Here is a 19176-nt window from a genome sequence, read left to right on the forward strand (position 1 = left end):
GGACCGTCGATGAGCGAGAAAGACACCATTTCCATGCAGCTGGTGCGTGAAGCGCTGTTGCAGACTTGCCCGGCGGGCCAGCCCGATGTCGGCTTGCTGGTCCGGGCGGGCATCGAGATGGGCCGGCTCGACCTGCCCGAGGCGCGGGTCAGCGCCGAGGCCTATGCCCGGCTGTGGCGCCTGTTGGCTCGTCGTTGCAACGACGAGTTCTTTGCCATGGATCCACGCGGCCTGCGTAGCGGCAGCCTCGCGTTCATGTGCCGGGCGAGCATGGCGCAGCCCACCCTTGGCGCTGGTCTGGAGGTTGTGCTGGGGTTTCTGGCGCTGATGCTCGAAGACCTGCAACCGAGTCTGGTCCGCCAGCAGAGCCTGGCAGAGATCGTCATCAACGAACCGCTGGAGCAGCCACGGCGTGCGTTCACCTACTTCACCTTCTGGATGATCGTGCATGGCGTCGCCTGCTGGCTGGCCGGGCGGCGGATTCCGATCCTGGCCATCGAGCTGCGCTGCCCCGAGCCGCCGTTCTGCGACGATTACCGGGTCATGTTCTCGCAGAATCTGACGTTTGAGCGTCCACGCACGCGCATGATCATCGCTGCCGATTGCCTGACCCTGCCGATCCGGCGCACGCCGCAGGAGTTGCAGCGGTTCCTGGCCGAAGCGCCGGGCAACATACTGGTCAAGTACCGCGACCCTGGCAGTCTGGCGCTACGCATTCGTACGACATTGCTGGAGATCGAGCCAGGCGCATGGCCGGATGCGCAGACGGTGGCGCATAACCTGTGCATGTCGGTGGCGACCTTGCGGCGGCGCCTGTCCGAGGAAGGGCACAGCTACCAGGGCATCAAGGACAGTTTGCGTCGAGAATTGGCGATCACCTGGCTGGCCGAGCCAGCGCTTGGCCTTGCCGACGTCGCGCAACGCCTGGGCTTTGCCGACGCCAGCTCGTTCTACAAGGCATTTCGCAAGTGGTTCGGTTGCAACCCAGGCCATTACCGCAACCTGATCATCCAAGGCGAAATGCCGCACCGGCTGGCGCCGTTTCCCTCTGTGCCGGGTGGGGCGAGCTGACTAGTGTCGAGGGTTCTGAAACCGCAGGATGCTTCGTCATGTCAGCAACTACAACGCCCCAACCAGCAGCGACGGTCACGCCACACGCGATCACGGACGACTTCATCAAGGCGCAACTGCCTGATTGGCTCAAGGAGGCCAAGGCCGAGCAACTCGATGCCTTGTGCGATTGCCTCAAAACTCACGATACCAACGCTCGTCAACTGGCTTTGGCGACCCAAGCGCTGCTGTCGCCACAGCAGTTTGCCGAACAGGTGTTCCACCCGCTCCTGGCTGATCTCGACAAAGGCACGCATGAGGTCAAGGCACTGCAGTGGCTGGATATTCGGCAAGGCACCTCGGGGCTCTTAAGCGCGCCCTCCGCGGTGCGTTGGGGACTGCGCGCTCCCGCCTTGTTGCGTTTGATGCAGGGATTCGAAGAGGGCGCGCAGTTCTTCTCCGGTAGTGGCGTCGTGTGCCCTGGCAGTAACACGGTGCTGTCCGGCGACGCCGACGATTTTGCCGCGCGTTGCAGGGCGCTGGACGCTGGCAAGCAGTATCAAGATCTACTCGACCGGCAGTTCGATGGGGCGACTGTGGCGCTGCTGACCCGTCACCAGCGTTCGGGGTTTGCCCTGGCTTGCCAGCACGCACTGGTGCAGGGCCATTTGTCCGAGTCTCAGCATGCCGCGTTGCAGCATGTGATCCATGACATGCCCAGCCTGTCGGAGGCGCCGCTGCGCTCCAATGCCGGCGAGTTGCGCATGCTCGATTGCACGCTGATCAACGCGCTGCTGATTCAACTGTACGACAAGGCAAACAAGGCGGCCGGCGTGGTGCTTTACCTGCCGGTCGATCACCAGCGACCACTGCGTTGCTTCGACTCGTTCGAGTCGCTCTCCGAGCACCTGGTGGCGGCGCTGCGAGAGCAGGACTTCAGGCGCCGTGTGCGTGGCCTGGTGAGCCTGCACGAGCAGCCTGACTTTCTGGAAACCATGCTCAAGCGTTTGTCCGACGATGTTCCCGACCTCAATCTGCAACGCCGCGCGGCTCAGGACAACAATGTCTTCGCATTGCTGGCGCGCAGCCAGGTGGCGCGAATCAAGGCCGATGGTCGATTGCTGCTGGTGTGCGCCGCCGACGCTGACCACGCGGCCGCTGATCGCCGTATCAAGCGCTGGGAGGGGGTCGGGCTCGCTTTGCTGGGTGTCGCGGGCATGGCGGTCCCTGCCATTGGCATGGTGCTGCTTGGAAAATTGTTGGTGGACACCCTTGGCGAGGTCTATGCCGGGGTGGGGGACTGGCAGCAAGGCCATCAGCACGAGGCCTTGGACCATATGATCGAAGTGGCCAAGACGGTCGCGGTGACGGCGGTGACTGGGGCCGGTGTGGCGTTGGTCGCCCGTGGTTTCGCTGGCAGCGCCTTCGTCGACGCGCTGGAACCTGTCGAACTCGTCGATGGCAAGCAGCGGCTGTGGAACCATGACTTGAGTGTCTACGAGTCGACGCCCGAGCAACCGGTGTTGCAGGAAAACGGCCTCTACGCGGTCGGAAACCGACGCTGGTTGCACGTGGACCGGCGTTACTACGAAGTCCGGCAGACGGCCCCCGAGCAGCCCTGGCGCTTGTGTCATCCCCACGACCAGGACGCGTTCGCGCCAAGCATCGAGTACAACGGCGAACGCTGCTGGCGCATCCGCCTGGAGCGCCCGCTGGAGTGGGATGATAGCTGCGCCATGCTCAATCGTCTGTGGCCTCATCAGGTGCCGCTGGACCCGCAGCGTGCCGAACAGATCCTGACGGTGGCGGGCGTCGACCAGGACGAGCTGCGTGGTGTGCTGGTACAGAATCGGCCCGCGCCGGTCAACCTGCGCGACACGCTGCGTCGCTTCGAGGCCGATGCGCGTGTCACCGCGGTATTCAAGGCTGTGAAGGCCCCGGGCGCGACGCTGGAGGATGCCCAGGTGCTGGCGTGGTGCCGTACCCGGCCAGGTATGCAGGCTGTGGATGCACCTGGCGCAGCGGTGTGGCTCGCCGACCGACAAGCCGAAGTGCAAGCGCTGCTGTTTGAGCATCTGGCGCGTATCACGCCCCCGGGCAACCCATTGTTCACGCTGGTGAAGCGGGACTTCCCGGGCTTGCCTGACGCTTATGCCGAGGAGGCGGTGCGAGAATGCGATGCGGTGGTCGAGCAGGTGGCCAGGGTCGAGGCACGAGTGCCTTACACGGTCGCAACCAAGGTACGCTCGCTGTTGCAGCTGGCGCGGCTGAACCGGGCAGTGGAAGGGTTGTACCTGAACAGCGCCTACTGCGAGGATGCTGGCCTGTTGGTCATGCGACTGCTCGAGAAGCTGCCGATGTGGCCGACCCGAGTCGGTCTCGAGCTGCGCGCCGAGGATGGCCGTATGCTGGCGATCACCAATCCGGCGGTGGCGAGTGATGCGAGGATCGTGCTGGCTCGACGAGACGGTGCGATGCGCTTGTATGACGCGCAAGGCATGCAACGTGACTCCGAGGTGGCCGCGCCGGGGAATCTGTTCCAGGCGATCATCGCCGCGCTCGACGAGAGCCAGCGAAGTGCGCTCGAGCTTGAGCCGAGTGACCCTGCGCAATCGCTGCGCCTTGCGTTGATCAAGGCTTTACCGGAAAAACGCAGCGACTGGTACTCATTGCTTGACATGCAAGCGTCCACGCCATGGTTCAACCCTGGAAAAAGGTTGCCTGACGGCCGGGTCGGTTACACGCTCGGTGGGCGGTCTTCGAGAAACACCGCGCGCAATGGCATCACCATCCTCAGAGAGCGCATTCGCGCGCTCTATCCCGTGCTCGACGATGCCCAGGTCGAGAGCAAGGTCGCGCAATTGCGACGTGATCCGCTGGGCCGCAGCCCGCTTGAGGCGTTGTTGTACGAGGAGAGCAACTACAACTTGCTCGACATCGCGCTGCGTGAATGGGCGCAAGCGCATGCGCCATCGGCGTCCCCGGGATTGCGTGGCATCGTGGCCAGGCGCCTGCGTGAAGCGTGGCGCTATGAAAGTGAAGTGATCTACAGCAGGGAGGGAGAGGTGCGGGGCCGGGTGCTCGACCTGAGCAATTGTCGCATTCAGGAACTGCCCAGACTGCCGGAACAGGTAGACCTTACGCACATCACCAACCTGGTAATGTGCCGAATGGCGCTGAGGGAAGTGCCTCACAGGTTTTTGCGGTGTTTCGATGGCTTGCGTTTCCTGAATGTGAGCAACAACCAGTTGATCGCGCTGCCATCGAGCATCGCACAATGCGGGAACCTGGTTGAACTGCGAGCCTCCGGCAATCGCATTGAAATGGACGCGGCGGATGAGCGGTTGCTTTCGCAGATGTCACGCTTACGGACGATCGACCTCAGCAATAATCCGATTCGCCTGCTGAACCTGCATTTCAATGAGCCGACGCAATTGCGGCACCTGGACGTGAGCCGTTGCCGGTTGCGGACGATGCCTGCCGGATTGCAGGACTGCGCGTTTCTTTCACTTGCCGACCTCAGTGGCAACCAGATCCGGACTGTGCCCGCCGAGGTGCTCAGCATGCCCGCGGCGTTCAGGTACCGGTTGCGCACGGACTTCAACCCGATGTCATTGCAGGTGCGCCGCGAGCTTTACTGGATGGACCCGGTTCACAACCATGGGGAGGAAATCGTCCAGGAGCGCATCTTGACGCCTGCCAAGGAGCGCTGGGTTGCGCTTGCGCCCGAGGATGAACAGGGGCGCAGCAGGGCCCTGTGGGAGCGCCTGGCAGGGATGGAAGATAGTCGAGAGTTGTTCCGTTTGCTGCGCGCACTCACCGAAACGGCGGACTTCCGTTCTGCCAGTAACTACCTCGCCGGCCAGTTGTGGGAGTTGTTGCAGGCCATCGACGGTGACGCGGCCTTGCGTGAGCTGATCTTTGCCGACTCCAGCGAGCCAGGCGAGTGCGTCGACAGGATCGCTGATCGTTTTAGCGCACTGATTATCCAGAAGATGGTGCACCAGGCCACGGCGAAGGCTGCGACCGGCAAGGGCGGGGAAGAACTGCTCAAGCTGGGCCGGCAGTTGTTCCGGCTGGAGCAAGTGGACTTGCTGGCCAGGAATGAGGCTGCGCGAAGAGAGATGGGAGGTGTATACGTCGACGTGCTCGAAGTGGTGATCGGCTATCGCATCGCGCTGACCAAGGCGCTGGATTTGCCAGGGCAGCCAAGGAACATGCAGTTCTTGGCATTGGCGGGCATCACCGACGATCTCGAGCAGACGGTATTGGCGGCGGTGAAGGCCAGCGAGACGGACGAGGCATTGGCAAAAAGCCTCGCGGGGCGCGATTTCTGGCGCAAATATGTGGAGGCACGGCACCCGGCGCTGTTCGACGAGATCCTCGAACGCGCCGGCGCGGAAGGCACCAGGCTCGACGAAGACAAGAGCCTGAGCAGCGCGGAGTATGACCGTCGCTGGCGTGTGCTCAAGGTCACGCGTGAACAGGAGGAATATGCCGTGACGATCCAGCTCGCCCACGAGGCCTTGATCATGCAATCCGCCGGGCAACCGCTCGATCCGGTCTAATCCGCTCAGCCCGATTGACAGCTTTGGCCATTGCCGGATGAGCTGACCGGCGCGAACATCGTCAGACCGATGTGCACTCCAACAATAAGAAACCAGGAGTCTGACAATGCGCGATTATGCCGAGGCCGCTCGTTCGTTCGACCATGCCCGAGCCGCTGCCGCGGCGTTGCATGGCAATCTCGAGGCCCTCAACGCCTGTGTCGAGTGCTGCGACCGCCACAGCGGCAGCGACAAAACCGCCCTGGTCTGTGAAGACCGCGATGGCAACAGCGAGCGCTATACCTTCGATCAACTGCAGGTCCTGGCCGCACGCTTTGCCAACGTGCTCAAGGCCCAGGGCGTGGGGGCCGGCGACCGCGTCGCCGGGCTCATGCCGCGTACTCCCGAACTGCTGGTGACCATTCTCGCCACCTGGCGCCTGGGCGCGGTCTACCAACCGCTGTTCACCGCTTTCGGCCCCAAGGCCATCGAGCACCGTCTCGAGCAGTCCCATGCCAAGGTGGTGGTCACTGATCGCCACAACCGGCCCAAGCTCGATGAGGTGGAGGACTGCCCGATCCTCGTCACGGTCGGTGCCGCCGAGGGTGAGCTGGACTTCCACCGCAGTCTCGAGACTGCCGCCAGCGATTGCGCGCCGGTGATGCGTAACGGCAACGACCCATTCCTGCTGATGTTCACCTCGGGCACAACTGGCCCGGCCAAGCCACTGGAAGTGCCATTGCGCGCCATCGTCGCGTTCCAGGGCTACATGCGCGACGCCATCGGCCTGCGAGCGGACGACAACTTCTGGAACCTGGCCGACCCCGGCTGGGCCTACGGCCTTTACTACGCGGTCACCGGGCCGCTGTCGCTGGGCCACGCCACCACCTTCTACGACGGTCCGTTCAGTGTCGAAAGCTGTGCGCGGGTCATCGACAAGCTGGGCATCACCAATCTGGCGGGCTCGCCCACAGCCTACAGGCTGCTGATCGCGGCGGGCAGCGCGTTTGCGGCGCCGATCAAGGGGCGCCTGCGGGTGGTCAGCAGTGCCGGCGAACCGCTCAATCCGGAAGTGATCCGCTGGTTCGCCGACGAACTTGGGGTGACTATCCACGACCACTACGGCCAGACCGAGCTGGGCATGGTGCTGTGCAACCACCATGCGCTGGCGCACCCGGTGCACCTGGGCTCGGCCGGCTTCGCCATTCCCGGCCACCGCATCGTGGTGGTGGACGAGCAGGGCAATGAACTGCCTGCCGGCCAGCCTGGCATTCTCGCGGTGGACCGCGAGCAGTCGCCGCTGTGCTGGTTCGCCGGTTACCACGGGCTGCCAACCAAGGCGTTCGTTGGCAGGTACTACCTGTCCGGCGACACCGTCGAGCTCAACCAGGATGGCAGCATCAGCTTCGTCGGCCGCAGCGACGATGTGATCACCACCTCGGGCTACCGAGTCGGCCCGTTCGATGTTGAAAGCGCACTGATTGAGCACCCGGCGGTGGTCGAGGCGGCTGTGATCGGCAAACCCGACCCGGAACGCACGGAGCTGATCAAGGCCTTCGTGGTGCTCGCCCACGGTTATCAGGGCAGTACCGAACTTGAGGAAACCCTGCGCCAGCACGTGCGCCAGCGCCTCTACGCCCACGCCTACCCGCGTGAAATCGAATTCGTCGGCGAGCTGCCCAAGACCCCGAGCGGCAAGCTGCAACGCTTCATCCTGCGCAATCAGGAAATCGCCCGACAACAAGCCGCGCAGCCGATCGCTGCGGGCGCCTGAAGGAAGACCGACATGCACATCACTCAAAAGAACTTCATCGTCAGCGGCGCGGCCTCGGGCCTGGGCGCCGCCACCGCGCAGATGCTCATCGAGGCCGGCGCCAAGGTCATGCTGGTCGATCTGAATGCTGCGGCGGTTGAAGCCAAGGCCGCCGAGCTGGGCGCCAATGCCCGTTTCGCGGTGGCCGACATCAGCGACGAACAGGCCGCCAAGGCGGCGGTCGATGCCGCTGTCAGTGCTTTTGGCAATCTGCACGGACTGGTCAACTGCGCGGGTATCGTCGGCGCTGAGAAGGTCCTGGGCAAGAATGGGCCGCATGCCCTGGGCAGCTTCGCCAAGGTCATCAACGTCAACCTGATCGGCAGCTTCAACCTGTTGCGCCTGGCCGCCGCAGCCATGGCCGAAGGGCCGGCGGACGAGGGCGGCGAGCGGGGCGTGATCATCAATACCGCCTCCATCGCCGCCTATGACGGCCAGATCGGCCAGGCCGCCTATGCCGCCTCCAAGGGCGCCATCGCCAGCCTCACCCTGCCGGCAGCCCGCGAACTGGCGCGCTTCGGCATCCGCGTGATGACCATCGCCCCGGGCATTTTCGAAACCCCGATGATGGCCGGCATGACCGACGAAGTGCGTGCCTCGCTGTCCGCCGGCGTGCCGTTCCCTCCACGCCTGGGCCGCCCGCAGGAGTACGCGGCGCTCGCCCGCCATATCATCGAGAACAGCATGCTCAACGGCGAGGTGATCCGCCTCGACGGCGCGCTGCGCATGGCTGCCAAGTAAGGAGAACCGAACATGAGCCTGAATCACGATCCGATTGTCATCGTCAGCGCCGTGCGCACGCCGATGGGCGGCCTGCAAGGCGACCTCAAGAGCCTGACCGCGGCGCAGCTGGGCAGCGCGGCCATCCGCGCCGCCGTCGAGCGTGCCGGCATCGATGCCGGCAGTGTCGAGCAGGTGCTGTTCGGCTGCGTGCTGCCGGCCGGCCAGGGTCAGGCACCGGCGCGCCAGGCGGCGCTGGGTGCCGGCCTGGACAAGCACACCACCTGCACCACCTTGAACAAGATGTGCGGCTCTGGCATGCAGGCGGCGATCATGGCCCATGACCAGTTGCTGGCCGGCAGCGCCGATGTCATCGTCGCCGGTGGCATGGAAAGCATGACCAACGCCCCGTACCTGCTGGACAAGGCCCGTGGCGGCTACCGCATGGGCCACGGCAGGATCATCGACCACATGTTCATGGACGGCCTGGAAGACGCCTACGACAAGGGTCGCCTGATGGGCACCTTCGCCGAGGACTGCGCGCAGAAGGGCGACTTCAGCCGTGAGGCTCAGGACGCCTTCGCCATCGCTTCGCTGACCCGTGCCCAGGACGCGATCAAGAGCGGCCGCTTCGCCGCCGAGATCGTTCCGGTGGAAGTCACCGAGGGCAAGGAAAAACGCGTCATCAAGGACGACGAGCAGCCGCCCAAGGCGCGCCTGGACAAGATCCCGCAGCTCAAGCCGGCCTTCCGCGAAGGCGGCACCGTCACCGCGGCCAACTCCAGTTCCATCTCTGACGGCGCCGCCGCGCTGGTGCTGATGCGTCGCTCAGAGGCTGAGAAACGCGGCCTCAAGCCGCTGGCGGTGATCCATGGCCACGCGGCCTTTGCCGACACCCCGGCGCTGTTCCCCACCGCGCCCATTGGCGCTATCGACAAGCTACTCAAGCGCACTGGCTGGAACCTGTCCGATGTCGATCTGTTCGAGATCAACGAGGCCTTCGCCGTGGTCACCCTGGCGGCCATGAAGCACCTCGACCTGCCCCATGACAAAGTCAATATTCACGGCGGCGCCTGCGCCCTGGGCCATCCGATCGGCGCCTCGGGCGCACGCATTCTGGTGACCCTGCTGTCGGCCCTGCGCCAGAACAACCTGCGCCGTGGCGTGGCGGCCATCTGCATCGGCGGTGGCGAAGCGACGGCCATGGCGGTCGAGTGCCTGTACTGAGGTGAATCATGCTGGTAACTGAAGAACAACAACAGATTGCCGACGCCGTGCGCGACTTCGCCCAGGAGCGTCTGAAGCCGTTTGCCGAACAGTGGGACAGGGAGCACCGCTTCCCCAAGGAGGCCATCGAGGAGATGGCCGGCCTGGGCCTGTTCGGCATGCTGGTGCCGGAGCAGTACGGCGGCAGCGACACCGGCTATGTGGCCTATGCCATGGCCCTGGAGGAGATCGCCGCCGGTGACGGCGCCTGCTCGACCATCATGAGCGTGCACAATTCGGTGGGCTGCGTGCCGATCCTCAAGTTCGGCAGCGAGGCGCAGAAGCAGCAGTTCCTGGCGCCACTGGCCAGCGGCTCGATGCTCGGCGCCTTTGCCCTGACCGAGCCCCAGGCCGGCTCCGACGCCAGCAGCCTGAAGACCCGCGCCCGCCTGGACGGCGATCACTACGTGCTCAACGGCAGCAAGCAGTTCATCACCTCCGGGCAGAACGCCGGGGTGGTGATCGTCTTCGCCGTCACCGATCCAGACGCTGGCAAGCGCGGCATATCGGCCTTCATCGTGCCCACCGATTCACCGGGTTACCAGGTGGCGCGAGTCGAGGACAAGCTTGGCCAGCATGCCTCCGACACCTGCCAGATCGTCTTCGACAACGTGCGCGTGCCGGTGGGCAACCGCCTGGGTGAAGAAGGGCAGGGCTACAAGATTGCCCTGGCCAACCTCGAAGGCGGGCGGATTGGCATCGCCTCGCAGTCGGTGGGCATGGCCCGCGCCGCGTTCGAGGCGGCACGCGACTACGCCAACGAGCGGCAGACCTTCGGCAAGCCACTGATCGAGCACCAGGCCGTGGCCTTCCGCCTGGCCGACATGGCAACCAAGATCGCCGTGGCCCGGCAGATGGTGCTGCACGCCGCCGCCCTGCGCGATGCCGGACGCCCGGCGCTGGTGGAAGCCTCGATGGCCAAGCTTTTCGCCTCGGAAATGGCCGAAAAGGTCTGTTCGGACGCCTTGCAGACCCTCGGCGGTTATGGCTATCTGAGCGACTTCCCGCTGGAGCGGATCTACCGCGATGTGCGGGTCTGCCAGATCTACGAAGGCACCAGCGACATTCAGCGCATGGTCATTGCGCGCAATCTTTGAAGGAGCAGACTGCATGGCATTCGAAACCATCCTGTTGGACATCCACGGCAAGGTCGGCCTGATCACCCTCAATCGCCCGCAGGCGCTGAACGCGCTGAACGCGCAGATCGTCGGCGAGATCAACTTGGCCCTGGACCAGCTGGAGAAGGATCCAAACATCGGCTGTGTGGTGTTGACCGGTTCCGCCAAGGCCTTCGCCGCCGGCGCTGACATCAAGGAAATGGCCGAGCTGCAGTATCCGCAGATCTACGTCGAAGACCTGTTCAGCGATTCCGATCGCATCGCCAACCGGCGCAAGCCGATCATCGCCGCGGTGTCGGGCTTCGCCCTGGGCGGTGGCTGTGAGCTGGCGATGATGTGCGACTTCATCCTGGCCGCCGACAACGCCAAGTTCGGCCAGCCGGAAATCAACCTCGGCGTGCTGCCGGGCATGGGCGGCACCCAGCGCTTGACACGTGCCGTGGGCAAGGCCAAGGCCATGGAGCTGTGCCTGACCGGTCGCCTGATGGGCGCCGAGGAAGCCGAGCGTGCCGGCCTGGTGGCGCGTATCGTGCCTCAGGCCGAGCTGGTGGAGGAGGCGCTGAAGGTGGCCGCGACCATCGCCAGCAAGTCGATCCCGGTGAGCATGATGGTCAAGGAGAGCGTCAACCGCGCCTTCGAGGTCACCTTGAGCGAAGGCGTGCGCTTCGAGCGCCGGGTGTTCCATGCCGCGTTCGCCACCGAAGACCAGAAAGAGGGCATGGCTGCGTTCATTGCCAAGCGCGAGGCGCAGTTCAAGGACCGCTGACGGGAAGGGGGCGCAGTCTGCGCCGCGCCCCCTGGCTTACAGGTCGAAGAAGTATCGGGCGGCGGCCGTGCTGGTGATCGGTGCGCGACAGACGTCGAACACCCTGCCGCTGGCATCGCTGTAGCGCTGGCCGGGCATGTGCCGTTGCGCTGCTGTTTTCAGATGCCCGGCGGTGAAGTCAGCCTTGGCCGCGGTCATCGACGGGTAGTGGAAGTGCGCATACCACAGAACCTTGCCTTCATGGCTGATACTGTATTCGTCGAGAAAATCGGCGGGCCGGCCCTTGAGCCTGGCCAGTCGATTGCGGCCCCCCGTGGCACGCAATTGCACGTGCCCGCCATCGGCCAGGTACATGACTTCACCCATGCGCGGTTTCTGCGTGAGGGCGGCTGACACGCGTAGCCGCGTCGCCGTTTCCTGCAACTCGTCCGCCAGCCTGCGCAGGGATCCGGCGACCAGCTCGGCATCCTTGCCGGCACGGGCCTCGTCGGTTTCGTTGTTCTCGGTCAGACATGTCTCGATGGCGTTGACCCGTTCGAGCAGGCGGGTGCGTTGATAAAGCACGCTCTCCTCGATTTCCACCGGCAGATAGCGATTCGCGTGCGCTTGCAGGTTCGACACCTCGTCGCGGGCCTGCTCAATCAACGTGTCGCTCTCCCTGAGCAGGCGTTTGAGGGGCATCTGGATTGGGCGTGAGGTAGGCTGGTCAGGCTTGAGCTCCACCCAGTCGCCCTGCTTGAGGTGGTAGGTGCGCGCGGGTGTCTTGTCCTCCGGCCCGGGAATATCGACGGTGTTGGCATCGTCGCTGCGCGGATCGGCCAGGAGCAGCCCGTGCTCGGTGGTCTCGATCAGCCCGGGCACCTTCTTGCGCAGTTGCCCCAGTGTACTGATTGGCGGGTAATCGGGCAGTTCGTTCAGGTCATTGCGGTTTCGCTCAAGCACCCAGGCGAGTTGTTCATTTATCTCCTGTATAGTCTCCAGCGCCGCGCCGTCCTTGACCAATGTGGTGAAGATTTGCAGTTGTCGCGTCGCGGCCTGAAGGTGGCCGACGATACTGCGCAGCAATCTGGCGGTGATCTCGTCGTCGGCGTTTTCCAGCTTGAACAGTTTTGTACGCTGGGCAATACCCAGCTCGAAGCTGCTCCAGAAGCGATCACTCCAGTAGCACGCCTCGTCGCTCAGACCGTGTACCAGGCTCATGCGGTTGAGCAATCCTTCGAGACGCAAGAAGCGCAGGATCAGTTCTCTCTCCGCAGTTGCTGGCACACTGATAGCGAGGTCCCGCCATTGGCGGATCTCGGGTTGTTGGGGGCTGGCCAGCTTGTTCAGCTCATCCTGGCAGTGGCGCAGGCGTCGATTGTTACCGATCATCCGCTCAATCAAGGGCGCAAGTCTGTCCAGGCGAGCGGCGATGATTCTGACGTCCGTGGGGGTAAGCGTCTCACCGGCCTGCTGGAGGCGGGCAGCTTTGAGCAACTGGCTCCGATCAGGTTGATAGCGCAGGTGCAGGACCTTGTGCAGCAGCCGCTGGCAGAAGCTGTCCTGATACAGCGCGAAAGCATGGACTTTCTTGAAGTCCTTCACCGGCTGCAAAGCGTTGCGCTGTTTCAGGTTTTCGATATGCGTCGCCCAGAACGCCGACAGCGTGTCGAGCTTGTCCTGGCAGGTCTGCAGGCGGGCGTCATCTAGCGGTGCGGCCACCAGCTTCTCAAGGGTGGCCTGTTCCCGGATCCTGACATCGATGGTGTCCTTGTCGGCCTTGATCAATGCGTTGACGGCGCGCAGGGCACTTTCCTTTTCCAGTTGCAGCTTGCGGATCTGCGCGGACAGTGGCATGCCCCCCTTGAGCGTCAACCTCAGGTCCAACTGCCAGCGTCCGGCCTCGTCGCGGCGCAGCCAAGGGCCTGCGGTTTCGTCAGGGCCGATGATGCGCATCTGGTTGCGAGGCATGTCGAGCATGACGTGGTACAGGTTGCCATGCAGCTGTGCATAGAACTTGTCACCCTGCAGGTACAGGCCACGCAAGGGGCCGCTGGGCACCGGTTCACCGAGTGAAGCGGGGATGATATCCGCCCGTAACGCGCGCAGTGCGGAGTTCTGCCCGGCAGTCAGGGATTGGGTGGAACGCGTCCAGCTGAAGTCGAGATCGAGCAAAGAGGCGGCCTGGACCACGGTGGGGGGCACGGGTTGCTGTTCGGATGCGCCAAGCGCCGTGACCGGTGCGCCAAGCGTGCGCGCCTTTGCGCTTTGCTCATGCAGGCGGGTAATCGAATGGGTGACCAGCAGCAGGGCGATATTGACCAGCAGGTTGACCGCGGCCTGCTCGTGCCCGGTGGGGTCGAGTTCGGCGTCGGTGTTGACGAAGTCGGCCAGCGCCACTTCCATCTGCGCCAGCCATGCCACCCTGCCCAGTGTGCCGCCCGCCAGGGGAAGCAGGGTGTTGAACAGCAGCCAGCCCAGCTCTTTCCAGCGCGTCCAGCGGGTCTGTGCGCTGGTCGAGGCATGCGCTTCAAACGTCTGGATCGATTCGTTGACGCAGGCAAGGTAGAGATCTGCGCCGACATCGCTGGAACTTGGTTCGATGGTCAGCTCCACCGGAGCTGGCCGGCCGAAAGGGATGGCGCTGGTGTCATCCAGTGGAACGAACAGGTGAGGCTCGAGGAAGCCGCCATGGGCATAGAATCTGTGGACTTCGGCCGGAAGGCGTTGCAGCAGGTCATCCTGCAGGGCGCCAGGGGTACTGATGGCCACGAACAGCGCCAGCCGATCGCTGAACTGCAACAGGCTATCCTCGTGCAGGGGACGGTACAACAGGCAACTGTCGGCACTGGGTGACCGTGGCTCGATGAGCCAGGTATTGCGTGGATAGTCCACTGTCGAGCCGGGGGCCTTGAGCAGACCCAACGGTCGGATGACCCAGCGCTTCGGGTCATTGTCATCGTCGTCTGCGCTGCTGAACACCTGGCTGATATGGCTGGCAACGTCCTGATCCGCCAGTTTTCCGCGCAGGTAGAGCTCCTGCGCCAGTGCGGGCAATTGGCTGCCGAGTTGCGCGATGAGCAGGCGTTGACGCTGCTCGCGTTGGGCGCTGTCATCCAACAGCTTGCTGCGTAGCATGGCGGGGAATGCGCTGGCGATGTCCAGCTCGCTGACCACCGTGCGCAGGTAGTTTTCGTCCAGCCAGCCAGGCAGCAGGTCTGCGTTGTTCGAGAGCAACTCCACCCGCCCTGGCCTGAGCAGCCCGATATTGGCAATCGCCAATTGGGCGAGGGAGAAGGTGACGGGATCTACCTCGCCCGTGCTGGCAAGCCCAGGGCGCGCGGCGGCGGTGGCGATGGTCTGGTAGTTGACGACCCGGACCTGCCTGGGGTCAAGCGGGGCGCGCGGATAATCCGCTTCGAAGCGTGCGGCCAGTTGCCGGTAGGCGAAGTCTTCGGCATTGTCGATACCGTCGAGCCAGAACTGCCCGTTGGTATTCTGGCGGGACTGGGCGACGTCGAGCAGTAGCGTGCTGTAGCGCAACAACGGCTGGCTCCTGGCGTTACGCAGCCAATCCGGAAGAAGGGCCGATATCGCGTTGCGTTGCTTGGATTCGGCCTCGCTGCACAGGTCGAGCATGGAGGTAAGCCGGTCCAGCTCCAGGCTCATGTTGATGGCGTCGAGTCTGCTTCGATGGGCCGTGGCGCAATGGTCGATCACCCGTAGTTGCTGTTCCAGCACACCCAGCGCCATGCTTTCGAAGTCCCCTTGAGCGGTCTGACCGATACTGACTTCCCGGGAGGTGGTCCGGGACCTCGTGGGCCAGTATCGAGCGATGCTCTCCAGCATCTCCTGGCGGGAGGGGAAAGCGAGCAGCTTGCCTGTGAGGGTATAAAGCAGGGTCAGGTTGCGCCTGGGGTCGGTATCGCTGTGTTCGATCAGCAGCGCGCTCGCCAGTTCATTGTCCAGCGTCTCATCCCTGGAAAAGTCCGCGGCAAGCTGCCAGACGCGCAGGCCGGCTGTATTCTGCCGGTTCCTGTGATCGGGGTCGGAATGCACCAGCCTGGCGATGGCCAGGGCGAACGGAGGTAGGCTGCCAGCGTTCTGGTGGGCTTCGATGGCCTCCAGAAAACGGCTGCGAAGTTCTTCGGCGTACCAATGCCAGGGGGTTTCACCACTGCTGTCGAAGTGGCTCCAGTAGCTCGCCAATGATTGCCGGTACACCTCGAGCAGTAACGGTGCGTTGTCATTGATTAGCAGCTCCACCTGGTGCAGAGGTAGAGGCACCTGCCCGGCCGGATCACCATCGACGCGAGCGGTGAGGGTGTCCTCGCCAACCGTGAGGTTGAGTGTCCGGCGTATGCAATAGCGCTCAATGAGCACTTGCGCCAAGGGGCGAACCCACAAGTTGTCGGAACGTGGATTTCGGCTGGCGAGATAAAGTGCCCTTGGATCCTGGGTTGCGTTCGGTAGATAATGCGACCACTGAGCGGCGAGGACATGGTCTGCGGCGTCGAGCAGCTCCGGACGCTCGCTGAACCGTCTGGCAATCTTGCATTGAAGCGGGCTGGAGCGGGCAAGGCGCAGATGTGGTAGGTCGTGCATGATCAAGCCTCATACGTGAGTAAAGGTCGTATGAAGCGGGTTTACGGTGCTTCGCGGTCACTAACCCGCTACCTCCAGCCGCTGCGCCGTTTGCGTTCAGGCGTGATGGAAAGCCAGAATCGTTACGACATATTGCTCCCTGGCCGTCGCAAAGCGGCGGCTGCGCACCAGTAGGCGGATTCCTGGCCATTTCGGACAAATCCTCCGTCATTTATGTTGCCCACTGCGACGCGGCACCTTAGACTGCCGCCCCCTGTAAAAGAGTGCCGGTTGGCGCTTGAAGAATTTCGCTACCGACGATACGTCGTCGGCGGCACCTGAATCGCCCAAATGCACATTTTTCATAGAGAAGTCGATGACCAAGGAACAGTTGCTGGCCATGTCGGCCGATGACTACATGAACGCCGAACAGCTCGCGTACTTCACCGCGCTGCTGCAGGCGATGAAAGTCGAAACCCACGAGCGCATCGAACTCAGCCGCAATTCCATCGAAAGCCTGGATACCCCATCGGATCCCGCTGACGTGGCGTCGGTCGAGGAAGAGCGCACCTGGCTGGTCAACGCCATCGATCGTGACCAGCGCCTGCTGCCGCAGTTGGAGATGGCCTTGGACCGCATCGCCGATGAAAGCTTCGGCTGGTGCGACGACAGCGGCGAGCCGATCGGCCTCAAGCGCCTGCTGATCAGCCCGACCACCAAGTACTGCATCGAAGCCCAGGAGCGTCACGAGCAGCTCGACCGCCACCAGCGGCAAGTCTGATCCAGCGCCCACGCAAGGCCCCAGGGAGCGATCCCTGGGGCCTTCGTGTTTTCTTGCCCTGTATCAACGGGTGGCCGCCTGCATCCACGTGAGCGTGGATAATGGCGTTATAGTGGCGTTTAATGTCGTCACAATAACGACATGTGGATGGATCACGAAGATGATGCGAGAAGGATCTCTGCCGGCTGGCGAAGGACCGCGGGCCACCCCCACTCATGCGGGAGCCGCCGTCGCCCTGGGGCGGGGCGTTGCGCTGTGCGCGGTACTGGCGGCGATGGCGTTCGCCGGGCTGTCCTTGTACCTGGCCCTGCCGTTGGCGCTTTTGGTGCTGTGGGTGCCGCTTGCGCGCAAGGCGGTCGTCGCGCAGTCGACGCCTGCCGCGGCCGCGGACAGTTCGCTGCTTCAAGAATTGGCCCGTGGCACCAGCCACAATGCGTTGTCGGCCGCTGCAGTGGCCCATTCGGTACAGCAATTGGCCGCCCGCGTGCAGTCGCAGTTAGGGGCTGCCCAAGACATCGTCGGCAGCGCCGAGATCATGATCACCACCGAGGAACAGACCGCTCAGCTAAGCCAGCAGGCACTGGAAGCCGCACGCTCAGCCCACGGCAGCAGCGTGGTCGGCAGCGAGGTGCTGGCCGAATCCATTCAGTGCATGCGTGATTTGAGTGTGCGTGCTTCGGCCAGCCGCGAGTTGATCGAGGCCTTGCATCAGCGCAGCGAGGATATCGCCCGGGTCACCCTTGTGATCCAGGGCATTGCCAGCCAGACCAACCTGCTGGCGCTCAACGCCGCCATCGAGGCGGCGCGGGCGGGTGAACATGGCCGTGGTTTCGCGGTGGTGGCCGACGAGGTGCGCGGTCTGGCCGGGCGCACCGCCAGCGCCACCGAGGAAGTGGGGCAGATGGTTGCCGACATCCAGGCGCGAACCGCCCAGGTGGTGGCGCAGATCCGCACGCTGGCCGAGGACCTGGGCAAGGGGGTCGGCCAGGTCGAGCAGGCCGGTGGGCAACTGGCGCAGATCGCTAGCCTGGCGGCCAGTGTCGAGGGTCAGGTGAGCGAAATAGCTGGGGGTACCCAGATCAACCAAGCCCAACTCGACACCCTGTTCCAGGCCGTGGCCCAGGTGCGCGGCGATCTGGAGGTCAGCGACCAGCAGACCCGGCGCCTGGCCAAGGCGGCGGTGCAAATGGAGGGGCAGGTGGAAAGCCTCAGCGAACGGTTGGCCGAGGTCGGTCTGGACGCCTACCACCAACGGGTGTTTGAACTGGCGCAGGCGGGTGCGCGGCATATCGGCGAGCGTTTCGAGGCGGATATCGAACAGGGGCGCATTGGCTTGGACGATCTGTTCGACCGGCAATATCGCCAGATTGCCGGCATGCAACCTCCGCGTTTCACCACGCGCTTCGACCACTACACCGATACCGTGCTGCCACAGCTCCAGGAGCCGTTGCTGCAGCACGATGGGCTGGTGTATGCCATCGCCTGTACCCAGCAGGGCTATGTGCCGACCCACAACAATGCCTTCAACCAACCACTGACCGGCGATATCGCCCATGACACGGCGCACAACCGCAGCAAGCGCCTGTTCGACGACCGCACGGGCGCTCGCTGTGGCAGTCACCAGCAGCGTGTGCTGTTGCAGACCTATACGCGAGACACGGGAGAGCTGATGCACGACCTGTCGGTACCGATCTTTGTCGCAGGTCGACACTGGGGTGGCCTGCGTCTGGGGTATCGCCCCGAACCCGGGCTCGACTGACGCGATCTGTTGCCCGGAATGTAACACTGCTGTTCTGCCTGGCGCCTTATTCGTAAGCGGTCCAGGACGTATCATAGGCATATCGTTAGGTGGCTAATTAAATTCCGGAGGGAATTATGACGAGCCGAGTCGACGTGGCCGTGATGATCGGCAGTGGTGTGCCACGGTCCTTGCAGGCCTTGGGCATAAGGGTGTGCTGGGTGGTGTTGGTTGACGGCGAGCGCCGTGGCACCGCCTTCGCCAGCCGCGACGAGGCCCTGGAATGCCAGGCTGCGTGGCAACAGCAGGTGGATAGGAGCCACGCAGCGTGAACCCTCAGCGCTCCAGGTAGCGTGCGAGCTCCCAGGCGTCCTGGTAGCGTTGGCGGAATCCGTGGACTTTGCCGGAGTTGGTTTCAGTGATGTGGAAGAAGCTGATGCCGGCGGCCACGACGCTATACCGGGAGATACCTGGCACTGCCGTGCGACAAGAAATGCTACGTGCCTCTCGACGGAATTCGGTGTTTTCGTGCATATTCCTGTACCTGTAATGCGCGATGAAGGGTTGGGGCACACTTGAGCTGAAGTGTCGCCCCCAGTAGTCGCATCTTTCCTGACCCTTTAGCTGTCAGGTATTACGGTTCCTATTTGCGGATAGTTTGCCGAAGCACGCCGGATGTTCCAGCGGGGAAATGTTCCCTGCTTGGCGTATCGACCCTGTGCGTGGATCTTCGCTTACCGAATCCATGGTCCATCGGACTTCGACTTAAAGTGGTTGCCACCCCACGCCAGCGGCGTGCGCGGTGCGGCCCGCT

The 19176-nt window shown here is 63.7% G+C and carries 12 protein-coding genes; 10 read left to right on the forward strand and 2 right to left on the reverse strand.

All coding sequences use genetic code 11. The features are described from left to right. Nucleotides 1–9: 9 nt before the first annotated feature. The 7 genes from K5H97_RS09205 (at nucleotide 10) to K5H97_RS09235 (ending at nucleotide 11280) form a co-directional block, all read left to right on the forward strand. Nucleotides 10–1071, forward strand: coding sequence for an AraC family transcriptional regulator (locus K5H97_RS09205; RefSeq protein WP_051555663.1), 1062 nt, complete (start codon nucleotides 10–12; stop codon nucleotides 1069–1071). Between the two features lie 38 nt (nucleotides 1072–1109). Beyond that, complete coding sequence (locus K5H97_RS09210) at nucleotides 1110–5618, forward strand: NEL-type E3 ubiquitin ligase domain-containing protein (protein ID WP_028690537.1); 4509 nt, start codon at nucleotides 1110–1112, stop codon at nucleotides 5616–5618. 106 nt (nucleotides 5619–5724) lie between these two features. Beyond that, entirely contained in the window at nucleotides 5725–7371 is a 1647-nt protein-coding gene (locus tag K5H97_RS09215) for an acyl-CoA synthetase (protein ID WP_028690538.1), read from the forward strand. Between the two features lie 12 nt (nucleotides 7372–7383). Then, entirely contained in the window at nucleotides 7384–8151 is a 768-nt protein-coding gene (locus K5H97_RS09220) for an SDR family NAD(P)-dependent oxidoreductase (protein WP_028690539.1), read from the forward strand. 12 nt (nucleotides 8152–8163) lie between these two features. Beyond that, complete coding sequence (locus K5H97_RS09225) at nucleotides 8164–9357, forward strand: acetyl-CoA C-acyltransferase (protein WP_028690540.1); 1194 nt, start codon at nucleotides 8164–8166, stop codon at nucleotides 9355–9357. An 8-nt stretch (nucleotides 9358–9365) separates the two neighbouring features. After that, the gene (locus tag K5H97_RS09230; RefSeq protein WP_028690541.1) at nucleotides 9366–10493 is read left to right on the forward strand and encodes an acyl-CoA dehydrogenase; all 1128 of its coding nucleotides are present in this window, start codon (nucleotides 9366–9368) and stop codon (nucleotides 10491–10493) included. Nucleotides 10494–10506: 13 nt separating this feature from the next. After that, nucleotides 10507–11280, forward strand: coding sequence for an enoyl-CoA hydratase (locus K5H97_RS09235; RefSeq protein ID WP_028690542.1), 774 nt, complete (start codon nucleotides 10507–10509; stop codon nucleotides 11278–11280). A gap of 36 nt (nucleotides 11281–11316) precedes the next feature. Here K5H97_RS09235 and K5H97_RS09240 read toward each other — a convergent pair whose 3' ends face one another. After that, the gene (locus K5H97_RS09240; RefSeq protein WP_155952683.1) at nucleotides 11317–15864 is read right to left on the reverse strand and encodes a hypothetical protein; all 4548 of its coding nucleotides are present in this window, start codon (nucleotides 15862–15864) and stop codon (nucleotides 11317–11319) included. 355 nt (nucleotides 15865–16219) lie between these two features. Between K5H97_RS09240 and K5H97_RS09245 the strand changes: the two genes are divergently transcribed. From K5H97_RS09245 to K5H97_RS09255, 3 genes are all read left to right on the forward strand, one after another. After that, nucleotides 16220–16624 carry a TraR/DksA family transcriptional regulator gene (locus tag K5H97_RS09245; RefSeq protein WP_028690543.1) on the forward strand — a complete coding sequence of 135 codons (405 nt, stop codon included), beginning with the start codon at nucleotides 16220–16222 and terminating at the stop codon, nucleotides 16622–16624. A gap of 274 nt (nucleotides 16625–16898) precedes the next feature. Continuing rightward, on the forward strand, nucleotides 16899–18383 hold the full coding sequence (locus K5H97_RS09250) for a methyl-accepting chemotaxis protein (RefSeq protein ID WP_248691146.1): 1485 nt from the start codon (nucleotides 16899–16901) through the stop codon (nucleotides 18381–18383). A 116-nt stretch (nucleotides 18384–18499) separates the two neighbouring features. Then, nucleotides 18500–18694, forward strand: coding sequence for a hypothetical protein (locus K5H97_RS09255; protein ID WP_028690545.1), 195 nt, complete (start codon nucleotides 18500–18502; stop codon nucleotides 18692–18694). A gap of 4 nt (nucleotides 18695–18698) precedes the next feature. Here K5H97_RS09255 and K5H97_RS09260 read toward each other — a convergent pair whose 3' ends face one another. Then, nucleotides 18699–18839 carry a hypothetical protein gene (locus K5H97_RS09260; RefSeq protein ID WP_155952684.1) on the reverse strand — a complete coding sequence of 47 codons (141 nt, stop codon included), beginning with the start codon at nucleotides 18837–18839 and terminating at the stop codon, nucleotides 18699–18701. Between the last annotated feature and the right edge of the window lie 337 nt (nucleotides 18840–19176).

The sequence above is a fragment of the Pseudomonas mosselii genome, assembly GCF_019823065.1.
Taxonomy (GTDB): domain Bacteria; phylum Pseudomonadota; class Gammaproteobacteria; order Pseudomonadales; family Pseudomonadaceae; genus Aquipseudomonas; species Aquipseudomonas mosselii.